Source organism: Flavobacterium sp. AC274 (genome assembly GCF_979258275.1).
Genome location: NZ_OZ409852.1, coordinates 2,424,114 through 2,442,661 on the forward strand (window position 1 = coordinate 2,424,114; position 18,548 = coordinate 2,442,661).

At 34.4% G+C, this 18,548-nt stretch carries 12 protein-coding genes and 3 pseudogenes; 8 read left to right on the plus strand and 7 right to left on the minus strand.

Going from position 1 to position 18,548, the window contains the following annotated elements; genetic code table 11:
• Positions 1-181: 181 nt before the first annotated feature.
• Both ACZZZT_RS11270 and ACZZZT_RS11275 read right to left on the minus strand, forming a co-directional pair.
• Positions 182-775, minus strand: a complete 594-nt coding sequence (locus tag ACZZZT_RS11270; protein WP_463460420.1) for a dihydrofolate reductase family protein — start codon at positions 773-775, stop codon at positions 182-184.
• A gap of 79 nt (positions 776-854) precedes the next feature.
• Positions 855-1,931 carry a hypothetical protein gene (locus ACZZZT_RS11275; RefSeq protein WP_463460421.1) on the minus strand — a complete coding sequence of 359 codons (1,077 nt, stop codon included), beginning with the start codon at positions 1,929-1,931 and terminating at the stop codon, positions 855-857.
• A 264-nt stretch (positions 1,932-2,195) separates the two neighbouring features.
• On the opposite strand from ACZZZT_RS11275, the gene pyrR reads away from it, so the two are divergent.
• The 7 genes and pseudogenes from pyrR (at position 2,196) to ACZZZT_RS11310 (ending at position 7,614) form a co-directional block, all read left to right on the plus strand.
• On the plus strand, positions 2,196-2,735 hold the full coding sequence (pyrR, locus tag ACZZZT_RS11280; RefSeq protein WP_463460422.1) for a bifunctional pyr operon transcriptional regulator/uracil phosphoribosyltransferase PyrR: 540 nt from the start codon (positions 2,196-2,198) through the stop codon (positions 2,733-2,735).
• Between the two features lie 167 nt (positions 2,736-2,902).
• Complete coding sequence (locus tag ACZZZT_RS11285; RefSeq protein ID WP_463460423.1) at positions 2,903-3,544, plus strand: DUF6891 domain-containing protein; 642 nt, start codon at positions 2,903-2,905, stop codon at positions 3,542-3,544.
• Positions 3,545-3,591: 47 nt separating this feature from the next.
• On the plus strand, positions 3,592-4,518 hold the full coding sequence (locus ACZZZT_RS11290; RefSeq protein ID WP_029273654.1) for an aspartate carbamoyltransferase catalytic subunit: 927 nt from the start codon (positions 3,592-3,594) through the stop codon (positions 4,516-4,518).
• 237 nt (positions 4,519-4,755) lie between these two features.
• Positions 4,756-5,088 carry a ribonuclease Z gene (locus ACZZZT_RS11295; protein WP_073395084.1) on the plus strand — a complete coding sequence of 111 codons (333 nt, stop codon included), beginning with the start codon at positions 4,756-4,758 and terminating at the stop codon, positions 5,086-5,088.
• Positions 5,089-5,239: 151 nt separating this feature from the next.
• A complete protein-coding gene (locus ACZZZT_RS11300) occupies positions 5,240-6,145 on the plus strand; it encodes a ribonuclease Z (protein WP_463460424.1) in 906 nt (301 codons plus the stop codon).
• 153 nt (positions 6,146-6,298) lie between these two features.
• A pseudogene (pdxH, locus tag ACZZZT_RS11305) lies at positions 6,299-6,942 on the plus strand (pyridoxamine 5'-phosphate oxidase).
• A gap of 168 nt (positions 6,943-7,110) precedes the next feature.
• The gene (locus tag ACZZZT_RS11310; protein WP_463460425.1) at positions 7,111-7,614 is read left to right on the plus strand and encodes a CAP domain-containing protein; all 504 of its coding nucleotides are present in this window, start codon (positions 7,111-7,113) and stop codon (positions 7,612-7,614) included.
• Between the two features lie 124 nt (positions 7,615-7,738).
• Here the strand turns inward: ACZZZT_RS11310 and ACZZZT_RS11315 are convergent.
• The 5 genes and pseudogenes from ACZZZT_RS11315 to ACZZZT_RS11335 form a co-directional block, all read right to left on the minus strand.
• Positions 7,739-9,663 (minus strand): annotated as a pseudogene (locus tag ACZZZT_RS11315) (OmpA family protein).
• A gap of 11 nt (positions 9,664-9,674) precedes the next feature.
• A pseudogene (locus ACZZZT_RS11320) lies at positions 9,675-10,591 on the minus strand (PorP/SprF family type IX secretion system membrane protein).
• A gap of 149 nt (positions 10,592-10,740) precedes the next feature.
• Complete coding sequence (locus ACZZZT_RS11325; RefSeq protein WP_463460426.1) at positions 10,741-16,707, minus strand: HYR-like domain-containing protein; 5,967 nt, start codon at positions 16,705-16,707, stop codon at positions 10,741-10,743.
• Positions 16,668-16,934: a hypothetical protein gene (locus ACZZZT_RS11330; RefSeq protein WP_463460427.1), complete on the minus strand. Its 267-nt coding sequence runs from the start codon at positions 16,932-16,934 to the stop codon at positions 16,668-16,670. The genes ACZZZT_RS11325 and ACZZZT_RS11330 overlap by 40 nt, the downstream gene beginning before the upstream one ends.
• Positions 16,935-17,306: 372 nt before the next feature.
• Positions 17,307-17,459, minus strand: a complete 153-nt coding sequence (locus ACZZZT_RS11335) for a hypothetical protein (RefSeq protein ID WP_463460428.1) — start codon at positions 17,457-17,459, stop codon at positions 17,307-17,309.
• A 603-nt stretch (positions 17,460-18,062) separates the two neighbouring features.
• On the opposite strand from ACZZZT_RS11335, the gene ACZZZT_RS11340 reads away from it, so the two are divergent.
• On the plus strand, positions 18,063-18,548 hold the full coding sequence (locus ACZZZT_RS11340; RefSeq protein WP_042565006.1) for a SixA phosphatase family protein: 486 nt from the start codon (positions 18,063-18,065) through the stop codon (positions 18,546-18,548).

The window sequence follows — 18,548 nt, forward strand, 5'->3', positions numbered from 1 at the left end:
AGCTCCAGCGGAGTATAATGTTTATAGCAAATTAATTACGTGCAATTGAGAAAAGCTTCAGCGGAGCGACATATCTCTTTGATTGTAGTATTGGAGATATCACCCCGATGGGGTTTTTGCGGATTAGACTTATTTATTTCTATAAATATAACGTCCCGCTGGGACTTGTATACATAATTATTTACTCCCCAATTGTACCAGTTTTTACTTCTCCACCTCGTTTATAACTAACCGCAATAATGCCACTTGGTGTAGTTGTGCTCTCTATTAATGTAAATCCTGCAGGAGTTGAACTATCACTAAATAGTTTTTTTCCTTTTCCCAAAATTATAGGATAAATTAAGAGTGCAAGTTCATCGACTAAATCATATTGAAGCAAAAGCTGAACAAGTGTAGCGCTTCCCCAAACTTTAATATCGCCGCCTTCAGAATTTTTGAGTTTTTTGATATCTTCTACAGTCGAAAGAAATTCTGAGTTTTCCCAATCAGAGTTTTTTCTGGTGGAAGACAAAACGTATTTGGTAACGTCATTAATTCCGGGCCAGCCTTCTGCATGTTTGGGCCAATAATCTTCGAAAATATCAAATGTTTTTCTGCCTAATAAAATATCTGCGGGTTTCATTTGTTCCTGCATGACATTACCATATTCTTCATCTCCAAAAGGCGCCACCCATCCTCCGTATTCAAAACCGTTTGAAGTATCTTCATCAGGTCCACCAGGTGCTTGCATTACGCCATCGATTGTAATCATAGTTATAACGATTATTTTTCTCATGATGTTTGGTGTTTTATTGTTTGATTAAATGTAAGGAATTCAATAAAGATTTTATGTAAGTAATTGATAAAATGTGAAGTTAGAATATTAAGAATATTATGATTCCTATTATAACTATTAAAGTTGTAAAGCATCCCGATGAACTAGTAGTGGTGTAAACTTGCTTATTTTGTAATTTGTTTAATTCTCTGTTAAATTCTTTTTGCCAAGAATCTGGTATCTCAAAAATGATTTCCTTTTTAATTATTGTAGGAGTGTCATTTTCTTTTTGAGGATTTTGGATAATTGAAACAACGGCATCAAGTTCTAAAGGAATAATTGATAATTTCTCTGCCTGTGAACCAATCAGATTTTGAAGTAAATGAACGGCTTTTTCATATTCTTTAGGAACATTTACAAATAGAATTCTTTCTTCAAATGCTATAACATGTTCTAAATATTCTTTAATGAGTTTAGTAACGTGATGAATTTCTTTCAGATCTCCAGATTCTCCAGGCTTCCCCCAACTTTTAGTTAGGCTGTCTAGCAATCCAACAGCAGGAGTTGAAATTCTTGTCAGCTCAGCTAGTCTTTCTTGAATCCAATTGAATGCTTGGTCGGAATTAATATTTTCTAATGGTTTTAAATATAATCCCTTTTTTAAATCATTAAGTTTTCTAAAAAGAGGATCATTTAAAAATCTCATGAGTTCAGCTGTTAATCTAAATTCCCATCCGTCAGGTTTGTCAATTATAATTCGTTTGATGATTGGGGAGTAATTGTTAAAATCTATAAGGATAGAATTTTGTTCTTCGTATAATATCAGGTCAGTGCTGTTTCCTAAAGAAGAAGCAATATATCCTTCATGTTTTTCTCTCCAAGCGAATAAAATGTTGGCAGAATATTTATGTTCGTCCGTGTCAATCAGTTTATGACAATTTCTACATAACCAAATTGAATTGGTAATTTCTGCTCTTGCAGGATTTGTCATTGTATGGATGAATCTTTTAGAACCAATCCTTGCTCCATAAATATGTGCAGCTTCTCCTATTTTTGTTGACTTTTCTGGATCAGAGTTAGGACCAACAGTAAGTATTCTGCAATCAGGATTTGAGCACATGAAAGCAGCTCTTTTTGCTAAAGTGTCAATTGTGTTTTTACTAAAATCAGGATTCACAGAATATTTTTTTATGTTGATAGTAAGTAAAATTATTTTTATAAAAATATAAATTTGTAGCTAATTAGCTAAACTATAATTTTAATCTACAAATACCATTATTAATAAGATTTATTTTTCAAGAATATAATGCAAGAATTAAAAAAAATCAAATTTTCAACACCAACATTCCCACCAATTCCAAAAAAAATATTTCCCCACTCAACACCCCAACAAATAAATTCTGATTTCGTATATTTGCCCAACCAAACATTACACTTAATTATGAGCCAAAAAGTATTACTTAATTCAAAAGAAGTTACTATCATACTCCATCGTTTGGCTTGTCAGTTAATCGAAAAACATCTTGATTTCTCCGATACCATTTTAGTCGGAATCCAGCCAAGAGGGGTTTTTTTAGCTGAACGTTTAAAACAAATTTTAGAGAACGAATACCAAACTCCTGAAGTTCCTTTGGGATATCTTGACATCACTTTTTTTAGAGATGATTTTCGTCGTACAGATAAACCGCTTGAAGCCAATAAGACACAAATCAATTTTATAGTCGAAAACAAAAAAGTCATTTTTATAGATGACGTTTTGTTTACCGGACGAAGCATTCGTTCTGCCTTAACCGCAATTCAGTCTTTTGGGCGACCATCAGAAATCGAATTGTTAGTGTTAATCGACAGACGTTTTAGCCGTAACTTACCTATTCAGCCTGATTATCGCGGCCGTCAGGTAGATGCCATAAATGATGAAAAAGTAAAAGTAAGCTGGAAGGAAAATGAAGGCGAAGATGCCGTTTACCTAATAACCAATTAGTTTAACCGTTAAATCGGTTAATTGTTAAATCGGTTAATTGTTAAATCGGAAAATGAAATGATTATAAAAAAGTTTAATCGGGTAAATCGTTTAACCGTTTAATCGAAAAAAAGAATAAACAATTAACAAATAAACGATTTAACAAATAAACGAATAAACAATAAAGAATGACAGAGAACGAAAAGTTTATTTATGAGTCAATTTTTAATCAGGTTAGAATGGGATTTCTTTCTCTTGATGAAATTCAGGAAAACATTATAGAAGAAATCGAGGACAACGAATTTGCAGACGAAATCTCAGAAGAATGGGCTTTTGATAAAATAAGAGAAGAATACCAAAAGTTACTTTCAGAAAGTAAACAATGGCAAAGTCCCACAGATACTGAAAGGCTTATAAATGCGTTTGATGAGTTATGTGATGAAAATATCATTGCACTACATAATGCAGGTTATACGACAACCGACGGTGAATATGAAGTAGTTGAGGTTGAAAGAGATTTGCAGGAAAATGAAGTAGAGTCTGATGGTTATTGTTTTTACCACGAACAAGATTTAGCAAGAGCAATTGATACTGAAAATCCAGGTTTGTATATCGCTTTTCAGAAAGTTGATAATGCTGATGATGCGGTTACAATAGAAGTTGGAAAAAGAGTTGCCGAAGTTTTAATAAATAACGATTTTAAAATAAAATGGGATGGCTCTGCAAGAACTAAAATTGAAATTCCGGGTTTCAAATGGCAGAAGATTTTTGATGAAGATGCGAGAGATCTCCAGGATTATAGTGAAGTTGTAGACAGAATGATTCAATAAACAGCTTCTCGTTAAAGAAGCATTGACAAATAATATTAAAGAAAAAAATGAAAGAATTAAGCGTAAATCATTTATTAGGAATTAAATACATCAACGAGAATGATATTAACCTAATTTTTGAAACGGCAGATCATTTTAAAGAAGTCATTAACAGACCCATTAAAAAAGTTCCTTCATTACGAGATATTACGATTGCCAATATATTTTTTGAAAACAGTACAAGAACCAAACTTTCGTTTGAGTTAGCGCAGAAACGATTATCTGCAGATGTTATTAGTTTTTCTGCAGCTCAGTCCTCGGTTAAAAAAGGAGAAACTCTGATTGATACGGTTAACAATATCCTTTCCATGAAAGTTGACATGGTTGTAATGCGCCACTCCAATCCCGGAGCGGCTTATTTTTTATCTAAAAATGTCAAAGCCAGTATCGTAAATGCCGGAGACGGAGCACATGAACATCCAACTCAGGCTTTGTTAGACAGTTATTCTATCAGAGAAAAATTGGGTGATGTTGCCGGAAAAAAAGTTGTTATTGTAGGTGATATTCTGCACTCGCGTGTAGCACTTTCGAACATATATGCTTTGCAGATGCAAGGCGCCGAAGTTAAAGTTTGCGGACCGAAAACACTGATTCCGAGATATATTGAATCACTTGGTGTTACGGTTGAACCAAACTTGCGAAAAGCTTTAGAATGGTGTGACGTTGCCAATATGCTTCGTGTACAAAACGAACGTATGGATGTGAATTTCTTTCCTTCAACAAGAGAATACGCTCAACAATACGGAGTAGATAAACCACTTTTGGATTCTCTTGGAAAAGAAATCGTAATCATGCACCCGGGACCAATCAACAGGGGAGTAGAGATTACTTCTGAAGTGGCAGATTCTGATCATTCTGTAATTCTAAATCAGGTAGAAAACGGAGTAGCGATCAGAATGGCAGTAATTTATCTTTTGGCGTCTAAGATTCAATAAAATTAGTTTTTAGTTTCAGTGAAAGTTTACAGTTTTAACTTTGTCTCGTATCGAATTACAGATGTCATCCTGAGCGGAGTCGAAGGCTTGTAAGTTAAAAAGGGCTTCTCCCGAAGCTTCGGGACGCTCAGCCTGAAACTTGAAACCTGAAACAAAACAGAACAAAAAACAAAAACTAAAAAAACTTCGTACCTTAGCTTAAGAAATCAATTTTTATACTAGCCTCAAAATTATAAAATGAAAGTAGATCAAAAAGGACATACCGTTACAATTAAAGATACTCAGGGAGATTTTAAATCTTTTCTGGAAAAAGTAACGCAGCAATTTAAAACCTTTGAAAAACAAAATATTATAATTGATTTATCAGCTGATGATAAATTGACCGAAAGTGATGTGAAACTTTTTTTACCACTTTCAAAACAACAAAAAAAAGCAAAAAAATCCTTTATTATTGTAGTTTCTGATCTTGATTTTAATGCTATTTCTGATAAACTTGCCGTGGTTCCTTCACTTTTAGAAGCACACGACATTATCGAAATGGAAGAAATCGAGAGAGACCTTGGATTTTGATAATTGGTTTAATCGTTTATTTGTTTAATTGGTTAATCGATTCAGCCAATTAAATGATCTATCGATTACAGAAATAAACTAATTTTGTTTAATGAGTTTATGCTCAATAATTTACGATTAAACAAATTAACAATTAAACGAATCAACAAAATTGAAGCTCACCATACTCGGCTGTTATGCAGCAACTCCCAGAACAATTACCAACCCGACTTCACAGGTTTTAGAAATTAAGAACAGATTGTTTTTGATTGATTGTGGAGAAGGAACTCAGGTGCAATTGCGTAAAAACAAGATTAAATTCTCAAAAATTAATCACATTTTTATTTCGCATTTGCATGGGGATCACTTTTTTGGATTAATAGGAACTATTTCGACTTTTGCACTTTTAGGCAGAACTGCAGATCTTCATATTTACGGACCAAAAGGCGTTAAGGAAATTATTACTTTGCAACTGCGATTATCAAATTCCTGGACGACTTATGATTTGTTTTTTCATGAACTGGAATCAGATAAAAGTGAAGTAATTTTTGAAGATAACAGAGTGATTGTAAAAACGATTCCGCTTAAACATCGCGTTTATACCAACGGGTTTTTATTTCAGGAAAAACCTGCTGAAAGAAAACTAAATGTCGATGCCGTTCAACAATACGGTATTCACACGGCTTATTATCAAAAAATAAAAAACGGAGGAAATATTACCCTTGATGACGGAACTGTAATCGAAAACGAAAAGTTATCATTTGATCCAATTGCGCCAATGAGTTACGCATTTTGTTCTGATACGGTTTACAACGAAGCTGTAATTCCAATTATACAGAATGTAGATGTTTTATACCACGAATCTACTTTTTTAGAATCAGAAGCTCCTTTGGCATTAAAAACATTACATTCAACCTCAAAAGAAGCCGCAACAATTGCGCTTAAAGCAAATGCAAAACAACTTATTTTAGGACATTATTCTACAAGATATGATGGAATTGAACGTTTTAAAGAAGAAGCTCAGGAAATTTTCCCAAATGTACTTTTGGGTGATGATGGGAGAAGTTTTGAGTTTTAAGGTGCTGAGGTTCTAAGATTCTAAGTGACTAAGTTTTTGAGTTACTATCCCGAGACTTCGGGACAAAAATCTTAAATAAAAATATAACCTTTAGTATTTTAGATAATCCAAAGAAATCTAAAATCTAAAGTCAACAATCTAAAATCTAAAGTCATGAACGATTTAAGCAATTATAGAAAATCTTACGAAAAAAGCGAATTATTAGAAACTAATATTCCCGAAGATCCGATTAATCTTTTCAACAGATGGTTTCATGAAGTAGAAGATTTTGGTTCAAACGAAGAAGTAAACGCCATGACAGTTTCTACAATTGGTTTGGATGGATTTCCTAAATCGAGAGTAGTTCTGTTAAAGAAATTCTCCGAAGAAGGTTTTATTTTTTATACCAATTATAATTCAGAAAAAGGAAAAGCAATTGCAGCGAACCAGCATGTTTGTTTGTCTTTTTTTGGCAGGAAATGGAACGTCAGGTAATTATTAAAGGAATTGCTCAAAGAACGTCAGAAAACATATCCGATGGATATTTTGATTCCCGACCAGACGGAAGTAAATTGGGCGCAATAGTTTCCAACCAGAGCGAAGTAATTCCGTCCAGAACTTTTTTAGAAGAAAATCTAAAGAAATTAGAAACAGAATTTGCAGGAAAACCAATTCCGCGTCCGGATAATTGGGGAGGCTTTTTAGTAACTCCTTTAGAAGTTGAATTTTGGCAGGGAAGACCGAACAGGTTGCATGACAGAATTCGTTATCAAAGTCAGTCTGATTTTTCATGGAAAATCGAGCGCTTATCTTCTTAATTGTAAGAAAAATATATCATTCTTAGTTAAAAATATGTATTTCATCGATTATTTTTGTAGTTTACCGATAAATTAAATAGGTTTGAATCAGAATTAGGAATTTATCACATAATAAATATAAAGCATTTGCCCCAACATTTACTTTAGAATTAAACTACCATTTTGATTATGAAAAAAATTATGTGCATCATGACGTTCGTTGTAATTTTTATTACAATGAACTCATGTACTGCAGACACTGCCGAGGCAACTCAAGATAGTAGCGCGACAACAGAAACTCTGATAACTAGCTATAGTTACAATGATTCGGAGTTGGAAACCATGAAATTAATAAACGATTATAGAGTAAGTATTGGTTTAAATCCTTTGGAAAGAATTAATCATATTTCTTATAAAAGTGAAGAACATAATAAATATATGATAGCAAATAATGTCATGAATCATAATGATTTTGTGGCACGTTCTGAAAATATCATCGAATTATTAGGCGCAAAAAAAGTAGGTGAAAATGTTGCTTATGGCTACCAAACATCGGCTGCTGTTTTAAAAGGCTGGTTAGAAAGTGCAGGGCACAAAGAAAACATCGAAGGAGATTATACTCATTTTGGTTTGGCGGTAACGACAGACGCTTCGGGTAAAAAATATTATACAAATATATTCGCGAAAATATAAAGATTTATTGGACTGGTTTTTTAGTTAGTCGTTGTAGCTCTTTGTTGAGTTACAACGATTTTTTTTGTAGAAAAAGCTGTCTTGGCCAAAGACAGCTTTTTAATTATTTATACTTGTTTTTTTGTTATAATGCAGTGATAATAAATTCACTTCGTCTATTGGCCTGATGCTGTTCTTCGGTGCATATTATATTGTCTGAACATTGGTTAACAAGCTGAGTTTCTCCAAATCCTTTTCCGATAAGCCTGTTTGGATTAATTCCATTTTTAATTAGCCAGTCAATTGTCGATTTTGCTCTTCGGTTAGACAATGCTTCATTGTATTTATGTGTTTGTCGGCTATCTGTATGCGAGCGAATATCAAGTTTCATTGTAGGATGGCTATCTAATACATCGAGTATTTTCTCCAAATCAATAGCTGCTTCTGTGCGAATATTGGATTTGTCCAGATCAAAATAAATCATTTTTATACCAAAACATTTACCCAGATCATCCCCAATTGTGACTTTGCATTTTGATTTATCTAATGCTATTGGTAAACTTGTTTTTCCGGATACCTTTTCAATAGTTATACTAACTTCTTTTGTGGAGTAATCTACTTTTTCGGCTCTTACATTATAAGTTTTTCCACATTCTACAGGAAAAATATAAAAGCCTGCGGCATCAGAAAGAATCGTATTTTTTACTACTTGATTTTCGTATAAAGTAACTTTTGTGCGCGGTAATATTATTCCTGATTCTGCATCTGTAATAATTCCGTTTAATTCCTGAATACATTGAAGTTTTCGGGTTTCCAGGAATTTGTAGATATCATCAGAACCTTGTCCGCCAACTTTGTTAGAACTAAAATAGCCTTTTCGGGAAACCGGATCAATTATATAAGCAAAATCATCTTTTGGAGAATTGACATCTGCACCAATATTTTGTATTTCACTTACCGCTCCGTTATCTTCCATTTTACCCACATAAACGTCCAATCCACCAAGTCCCGGTCGTCCATCGGAGGAGAAGTAGATTTCTTTTTCATCGGTTACAAACGGAAATGTTTCCTTCCCTTCAGTATTAATTGTTGGGCCCAAATTTTGGGGAGAACCATAACTTCCGCCGTTATCATTTATGGCTACCTTGAAAATATCAGACTGTCCTAATGTTCCAGGCATATCAGATGAAAAATATAATGTTTTTTCATCCGGGCTAAGTGCAGGATGCGCCGTACTATAATTGTCACTAGTAAAAGGTAAGGCGGTTATATTTGTCCACTTGTCGTTTTCAAGAGTAGCTTTGTAAAGCTTAACTAATGTAGTATTGTTTTCGTTTTTTCTTTTTTTCCATCTAAGTAATTATTTCTTGTAAAATAAACTGTTTTGCCATCTTTTGTAAAAATGGGAGTGGCATCATGAAATTTAGAATTTAATGAAGATTTGAATTTTTTTACTTTAGCAGAATCAACATCAGATACATACAGATTTGTGAAATGTTCACCGGTCCAGGAATGTTTTCGTTTAGAAAAATTTCCGGTATCTCTTGCTGAGGTAAAGTATAATTTATTGTTGTAAACAGAAGCACCATAATCTGAATATTTAGAATTGATACCTGCATCTTCAATTTTATAACGTCCCGAATTTTCTTTTATCAGATCCATATAATTTGGATTTTCTTTGTAGAGCTTACCGCGAGTATCGTTTTCAAATTTAGAAGTAAATTCATCCATCATTTTATCAGCTTTATCAATTTGCCCCGTTGCTCTTAAAGATTGGGCATATCTGTAATAATATTCAGATTCGATATTTGTATTCATGGCAAATAATTCGCCATACCATTTTGCCGCACCTTCAAATTCTGAATTAAAATAATAAGAATCTCCCAGTTTTCTAAACATGTCTTCAGATTTGTAACCTTTAAGCGCTACTTTCTCATAAGTTTTTATCACATCGATGTAAGCATAGGTGTCGTAATCTTTATTGGCTGCCTTTATTTTTGCCTGCTGGGCATTGCCCTCTAATGCAACAAAACTAAAAATGGTTATGTAAAAGAGTATAAAATTTTTCATAATAAATATTTTTAGAAGAAACGTGGGCTGGTTATCTTGTTGTTCTTTTTGATAAACTCATATCTAATAAATATCTCATGCGATCCTGAATTATAGTTGTTCAGGTTCGTAGTTTCACGATCGTAACCATATCCTATATAAAGACCGTCTGTGATCTGAAATCCAGCCATAGCACTTACAGAAGCGCTCCATCTATAGGCAACTCCAAGGACAAATTTATCTATAAACATAAAATTGGCGGATACATCAACTTGCAGGGGGCACCTTCTACCATTTTGGCCAAAACTGCCGGTTTAAATTTAATGTACTGATACTTATCAAGATCAAATACATAACCTCCCATTAAATAATAATTGATTTTATCTTTGTAAATAGCGATGTCATTATCATCATAACGATTGGTTTCGATAAAGTTAGGAACAGATAATCCGATATAAGCCTTATCAGAATGCCAATAAACTCCGGCTCCAACATTGGGAGAAAATTTATTGTCAAGATCCTGAAATTGTGGATCTCCCTGATCTTCCGGATTTAATTTACTAATATCCAGATTGAATAAATTAGCTGTTCCCTTGATACCAAAAGAAAGTTTAAAATCAGCAGATGTCTGAACCGTGTAAGAGAGATCTACAGAGAAGCTATTCTCATTTGTAGGCCCTATTTTATCGTTAACCACAGAAAGTCCAATTCCTAAATTAGAATTGTTTATAGGTGTGTTGGCAGAAAAACTACTGGTTTCCGGTGCCCCGTCTAGTCCAACCCATTGCGTACGATACAACCCGAAAATGCTTAACGCTCCGCGAGAACCCGCATACGCAGGGTTAATATTTATGGTATTATACATGTATTGTGTAAACTGCGCATCTTGCTGTGCAAAACTTACAAAGGATACAAACATTATGACTAAGGATGGTAATTTTGCTCTCATAGTAGATGTTTATTAAATTACTATTGATTTTTTTGGAAGTAAAAACCTAAGATTAAACTGCAGATTACATACTCAAAAATACGGATTTTTTTATTAAATATATTTAAAATCCGTATAAAAGTTTGTTATACAGTTAATTATCTTTTTTATTACTTCGATAAATATAAAAACCCATCTTTTTTATTTGATTGAATTATATTATTCCCGTCTAGAGATTTATAATTAATGATATAAAAATAAGTTCCGGTTGGCAATCCTTCTGATTGTTTAACAGTTGTTCTGCCTCTGGAAGTTCCGTCGAATGCATTCGTGGTGTTATTGTAGTTAACAGTTTCGAATACTAATATTCCCCATCGATTATAAATTTCAACTGTATTTTCAGGATAACATGTCAGGTCATCAATACTGTCAATTTTAAAAGCATCGTTTATTCCATCTCCGTTAGGAGAAAAAGCGTTGTGTATTACGACATTTCCACAAGCTAAAACTTGACAATCATTATTAATCTCCATATTTAGAAGAATGCTTCGTGGACAAATTTCATCGGTAATTTGATATTCTAATAAATAATTGCCCAATGCTAAACCAAACGGATTGAAAATGTTGCCTTGTAATGCATTACTGTTATTTTTATCGATCCAGTTTCCGGTTGCAGTTGTGTTTATCGGTAAGAGTGTTAATAAATTAATAAGACTGGAATCGTCGGCGCAAGCCTCACTTGATATAGTTGTTACTTCATTTGGAGAACTTGGCTGTGTAATAATTACTGTTGCTGTTGCAGAACAAGTTTGATTTTCATTAACCGGAAAAGAAGCTGTTAAGGTATATGTTCCGGCTGATAAATTAGAATTTGCAACAATTTCATTTTCTTCGTTTGTAATAACAACAGTTGAGCCTGCTGTATTCGTAACCAGAATTGAACCATTGTCTCCGCCAAAACAAGTAACAGCAGAAGCAATTCCTGAAACTGAAATTTTATTTTCTACAGTAAACGTTTGCACTAAATCGGTTTTATTACCTGCACAATCCATCAAAGTATAGGTTCTGGTTAGGATATAAGCATTTCCTTCGCAACCAGAAGCTCCATTATTAGTATCATTAATCGTAATAGTTACATTTTGACTGCAATTATCAGCGGCATCTATTATGTCTTGTGAATTTGCTAACGGTATATCTGTAATACTTTGTAGACCTGCAACGTCTGCAGGAGCAGTTCCTGTTGGCGGAGTCGTATCTCTTACTGTAATAATTTGAGTAAATGAAGTCGTGTTTCCGGCACAATCACTTGTTGTCCATTGACGTGTCAAAGTATAATTAGAAGCACATTCATTTTGAATATCACTTTTAATTTCAGAAAAAACAACTGGTAAACCTAAATTGCAATTATCTGCAACATTCATTTCAGCTGGTTCAGGAACGGCATCGCAAGAAACCGTAATATCAGTTGGAAGATCTCCGCTAAATATTGGTTTTGTAGTATCTTCAATAGTAATTACCTGAGTAAAAATATCAGAAACATTTCCGCAATCGTCGGTAACTGTCCATGTATTGGTATACGTTCCTGCATTCGAACAAGAACCTGAAGCTACAAACTGTCCGCTGATTTTTACAATATTTAAAACATCGGCATCGCATAAATCAGAAGCAGTTGGGAATAACGCTTGCGCTGAAGCCAAGGCAGATAAATCGCTGCATTCTAAAGTTGCATCTAAAGAAGCGGTTTGTGTAGTCCATGTTGGTTTTGTAGTATCCTGAATAGTAATTACCTGAGTAAAAGTATCAGAAACATTTCCACAATCGTCGGTAACTGTCCATGTATTGGTATACGTTCCTGCATTCGAACAAGAACCTGAAGCTACAAACTGTCCGCTGATTTTTACAATATTCAAAACATCGGCATCACATAAATCAGAAGCTGTTGGGAATAACGCTTGCGCGGAAGCCAAAGCAGATAAATCGCTGCATTCTAAAGTTGCATCTAAAGAAGCGGTTTGTGTAGTCCATGTTGGTTTTGTAGTATCCTGAATTGTAATTACCTGAGTAAAAGTATCCGAGATATTTCCGCAATCATCCGTAACTGTCCATGTATTGGTATATGTTCCCGCATTCGAACAAGAACCTGAAGCTATAAACTGTCCGGTGGTTTTTACAACATTCAAAACATCAGCATCGCATAAATCAGAAGCTGTTGGAAATAACGCTTGCGCGGAAGCCAAAGCAGTTAAGTCGCTGCATTCCAAAGTTGCATCCAAAGAAGCGGTTTGTGTAGTCCATGTTGGTTTTGTAGTATCCTGAATCGTAATTACTTGGGTAAAAGTATCAGAAACATTTCCGCAATCGTCCGTAACCGTCCATGTATTGGTATACTTTCCTGCATTCGAACAAGAACCTGAAGCTATAAACTGTCCGCTGATTTTTACGACATTCAAAACATCAGCATCGCATAAATCTGAAGCAGTTGGGAATAACGCTTGCGCGGAAGCCAAAGCAGTTAAGTCGCTGCATTCTAAAGTTAAGTCTAATTCATTAGCAGTTGTTGTCCATGTTGGTTTTGTAGTGTCCTGAATGGTAATTACTTGGGTAAAAGTATCAGAAACATTTCCGCAATCATCGGTAACGGTCCATGTATTGGTATATGTTCCCGCATTCGAACAAGAACCTGAAGCTATAAACTGTCCGCTGATTTTTACAACATTCAAAACATCTGCATCACACAAATCAGAAGCTGTTGGGAATAACGCTTGCGCGGAAGCCAAAGCAGTTAAGTCGCTGCATTCTAAAGTTGCATCTAAAGAAGCGGTTTGCGTAGTCCATGTTGGTTTTGTAGTATCTTCAATAGTAATTACTTGGGTAAAAGTATCCGAAATATTTCCGCAATCATCCGTAACTGTCCATGTATTGGTATACGTTCCCGCATTCGAACAAGAACCTGAAGCTACAAACTGTCCGCTAATTTTTACTACATTCGAAACATCGGCATCGCATAAATCAGAAGCTGTTGGAAATAATGCTTGCGCGGAAGCCAAAGCAGATAAATCGCTGCATTCTAAAGTTAAGTCTAATTCATTAGCAGTTGTTGTCCATGTTGGTTTTGTAGTATCCTGAATAGTAATTACCTGAGTGAAAGTATCAGAAACATTTCCACAATCATCCGTAACGGTCCATGTATTGGTATACGTTCCTGCATTCGAACAAGAACCTGAAGCTACAAACTGTCCGCTGATTTTTACAACATTCAAAACATCTGCATCACACAAATCAGAAGCTGTTGGGAATAACGCTTGCGCGGAAGCCAAAGCAGTTAAGTCGCTGCATTCTAAAGTTGTATCTAAAGAAGCGGTTTGTGTTGTCCATGTCGGTTTTGTGGTATCCTGAATAGTAATTACTTGGGTAAAAGTATCCGAAACATTTCCGCAATCGTCGGTAACTGTCCATGTATTGGTATACGTTCCTGCATTCGAACAAGAACCTGAAGCTACAAACTGTCCGCTGATTTTTACAACATTCAAAACATCTGCATCACACAAATCAGAAGCTGTTGGAAATAACGCTTGCGCGGAAGCCAAAGCAGATAAATCACTGCATTCTAAAGTTAAGTCTAATTCATTAGCAGTTGTTGTCCATGTTGGTTTTGTAGTATCTTCAATTGTAATCACTTGGAAAAAAATATCAGAAACATTTCCACAATCGTCGGTAACGGTCCAAGTATTGGTATACGTTCCCGCATTCGAACAAGAACCAGAAGCTATAAACTGTCCGCTGATTTTTACGACATTCAAAACATCAGCATCGCATAAATCAGAAGCTGTTGGAAATAATGCTTGCGCGGAAGCCAAAGCAGATAAATCGCTGCATTCTAAAGTTAAGTCTAATTCATTAGCAGTTGTTGTCCATGTTGGTTTTGTAGTATCTTCAATTGTTATCACTTGGAAAAAAATATCAGAAACATTTCCGCAATCATCTGTAACTGTCCATGTATTGGTATACGTTCCCGCATTCGAACAAGAACCTGAAGCTATAAACTGTCCGCTGATTTTTACGACATTCAAAACATCAGCATCGCATAAATCAGAAGCTGTTGGGAATAACGCTTGCGCGGAAGCCAAAGCAGATAAATCACTACATTCTAAAGTTAAGTCTAATTCATTAGCAGTTGTTGTCCATGTTGGTTTTGTAGTATCTTCAATTGTAATCACTTGGAAAAAAATATCAGAAACATTTCCGCAATCGTCGGTAACTGTCCAAGTATTGGTATACGTTCCTGCATTCGAACAAGAACCTGAAGCTATAAACTGTCCGCTGATTTTTACGACATTCAAAACATCGGCATCGCATAAATCAGAAGCTGTTGGGAATAACGCTTGCGCAGATGCCAAAGCAGATAAATCGCTGCATTCTAAAGTTGCATCTAAAGAAGCGGTTTGCGTAGTCCATATTGGTTTTGTAGTATCTTCAATTGTAATTACTTGCGTGAAAGTAATAGACGCATTCAAACATACATCATTTGCAATCCACGTATTAGTGTAAGTTCCAGAATTGACACAAGAACCTGCAACAAAAATTCCGCTGGTTTTAGTGTAAGTTACAGTTCCTCCACAATTATCGGTCGCAACCGGAGCTTGATTTTGAGCAGCAGTTAATCCTGCAGCATCACTGCATTGTAAAGTTACGTTTAATGCATTTGAAGCTGTTGTCCAGATTGGAGCTGTATTATCAATAATTGTTATCACTTGTGTAAAAGTGGTAGAAGTATTCAAACATACATCATTGGCAACCCATGTATTGGTATAACTACCTGAATTAACACAAGAACCGGCAACAAAAATTCCGCTGTTTTTAGTGTAAGTTACAGTTCCTCCGCAATTATCGGTCGCAACCGGAGCTTGATTTTGCGCGTTTGAAATTCCTGCCGCATCACTGCATTGTAAAGTTATGTTTAATGCATTTGAAGCTGTTGTCCAGATTGGCGCAGAAGCATCCTGAATTGTAATTATCTGAGTGAAAGTAGTTGAACTATTCAAACAAGCATCTTGGGTAACCCATGTATTGGTATAAGTTCCGGAATTAGCACAAGAGCCTGCAACAAAGTTTCCGCTAGTTTTAGTATAAGTTACTGTAGAACAATTATCAGCTGCTATTGGCGCTTGGTTTTGCGCTGTAGCCAATCCAGCTATGTCACTGCACTCAAGTGTTACATCAAGAGAAGTGGCAAGAGTTGTCCAGATTGGTGCTGTAGTATCTACAACATTTATAGTTTGACTTACCGGAAGCGATATATTATTGCAGGCATCTTTTGCTGTCCAGGTTCTGGTAATAGAGTATGTGCCGGTACAAGATCCGGGTGTATTTACATCTTCGTAGGTTAATGACGTTACTGTACCACTGTTATCACTGGCTGTAGCCTGAGTAAATACAGGTAAATCCGGACAATTAATTGTAGAAGTAGCAGGCAACGGATCAATTATTGGCTTAATTACATCTCCGCTTGTTATAGTTACAGAAAGCTGTTTTGTACAATTGTTACTATCAGTAACCGTAACAGTATAAGTGCCGGGTGATACATTTTGCAAATCTTTAGTTGTTGCACCGGTATTCCATAAGTAAGTGTAGGCAGGAGTTCCTCCTGTTGCAGTCAACGTTATAGTCGATGTGCCTCCGCTACAGCCTACATTAGTATGAGATTCACTTAACATCAATTCTGTTGGCTCAATTATAGGAAGCGTATAGGTGTTTGATATATTTTGCGAGTCCGTAACAGTTAATTTTGCGGTGTTATTCGAAGTCGTATAAGTATACGTTGGATTTGGTGAGGTTGAATCTGGTAAGCCGCCATTGTTTTGGAAATCCCAGGCGTAGGTGTATGGTGTTTTACCTCCATTGGTTGTAGAAGTAAAAGTAACTGTTGTGTTTGCACCAACTTTACAAGCCTTGTAAGTAAATTGAACAGCTAATGGTTTAGAGATAATAAACGAATTTGTAAAATCACATTGTGAGTTTGTAAAACTGCCACATTGATAATTTGGACCAGGATCATTATTGCTGTTTGTTTTCCAGGCTATTATGGTATTGGTAAGACTTAATTCTTCACCGCAAGTCCAGTTAAATGGCCCGTACAATAACTTTTGTTACTTCCCGGAACAATAGTTCCAAGCAATACATTCAAAAAAGTTGTAACTCCGTTTATAGTCAAATCAGAATTTAACCGTGCAAAGTGTATACTTGAATTTGAATTCGAAGAATAATTAAGGTAAATATACACCTGTTGTACTTGCCCAATAGTACAGGTAGTATTTGTTATTGGATCTCCATTTACATTAGAAAGACTTAAATATACATCTGTCAAAGTGTAATTGTTGGAGGTGCAGTCAAAACCGCATGTTCTCAAATCTACTTGTGAAAACGAAAAGTGGATATTAAATAGTAAAAGCAACGTTATGAAAACGCTCTTAACATTAATATTTTTAAAAAAGAAGTAATGTTTTTCATAATCTCTATTTTTTAAACATTATTATTTTATTGAGATTTTTTATCTTTTTAATCAATATGTTTTTGATTAAAATTATCCGGCGATAAAATAATTTGATATCAAATATTTTTCGTTAATTAAAAGGCGTATACAGTAATTTTGATATCAAATTATATATTGTTTTAATCAAATTATTTAGGATTTGATTAAGTACAAGGGTTTTTAAGTGTTTGTTTTTAAAGTAAAAATTTATGCCCTTAAAGTTTTAAGTGTCAGTCGAAAACCGGTATTGTCTGAAATCAGGAAATGAGCATTTTTATAAGATGGAATGCTTCTGATGTTTCCCTGATTTTCAATCAAAATAGCATCAAAAGAAGCTGTTGGTGAAAATGAAATATGCAAGAGAGGAAAAATGTTTTTTTGATAAATCACTTTTTTGAAAGAAAAAATAGACTTACAATTTTTTACAAATTTGACCGCGGTTCTAAGAGTAGTTTTTGTTCTCATAACTTAAGATTTTGTTTTGCATTATTTATAAAAAATTAACATAATCAAAGATATATAGTCAGTTTATTTTTGATTTTTTTTATCCGTAACTAACCTAAAAACTCGTTGAAACGTTCTTTTTTTGTTAAATATGGATCAAAAAACGATTTTTTTATGTCATTTATAACAATTGAAAAAGTACGAATTTTTACTTTTTTGTCCAAAACTGTAAAAAAATAAAACAACATAACTATCTATTAATCAATTATTTAGTTAATTTTTTGCTGATACCATGATAATCGACTAAGTGATGGTTTTAATGGATGAAGTACAGAATATGACAAAAAGGGAATTCTGGTATTCTGTAAAATTTTGAATATTATGCATTTTGTATTCTTGTTAAAATTTTCTTTAAATGTTAACAGAATTAAAAAAAAGAGAACTATTACAATTTCTTTTGTAAATTAGAACTTAATAAAAAAGTAACTTCAATTTTGATGTTTCTAAATCCTTGCACATATGAAAAATTTAATATTGATACGACATGCAAAATCAAGCTGGGAAGCTCCTTTAAAGGATTTTGACAGACCTTTAATGAAAAGAGGAATTTTAGATGCTCATGAAGTATCAACCCATATCTCAAAATACCTCCCTAAAACCTATATAATCTGGAGCAGTACTGCAGCACGCGCGTCTGAAACTGCTCTTATCTTTGCTCAAAATATATCTTATCCGATAGAAAGTATTGTTTATAAAGACGATCTTTATACTTTTGATGATAAACAACTCGAAAAAGTTATCAAATCATGTGATAATAGTTTCGAAAGCGTTATTCTTTTCGGACATAACGAGGCTATTACAAATTTTGTTAATAAATTTGGGGATGTTTTTATTGAAAATGTACCTACTTCCGGATTTGTATCACTTAAATTTGATGCCGAAGCCTGGGATGCAATTCATAAAGGCAAAACCCAAAAAACAATTTTCCCCAAAGATTTAAAATAA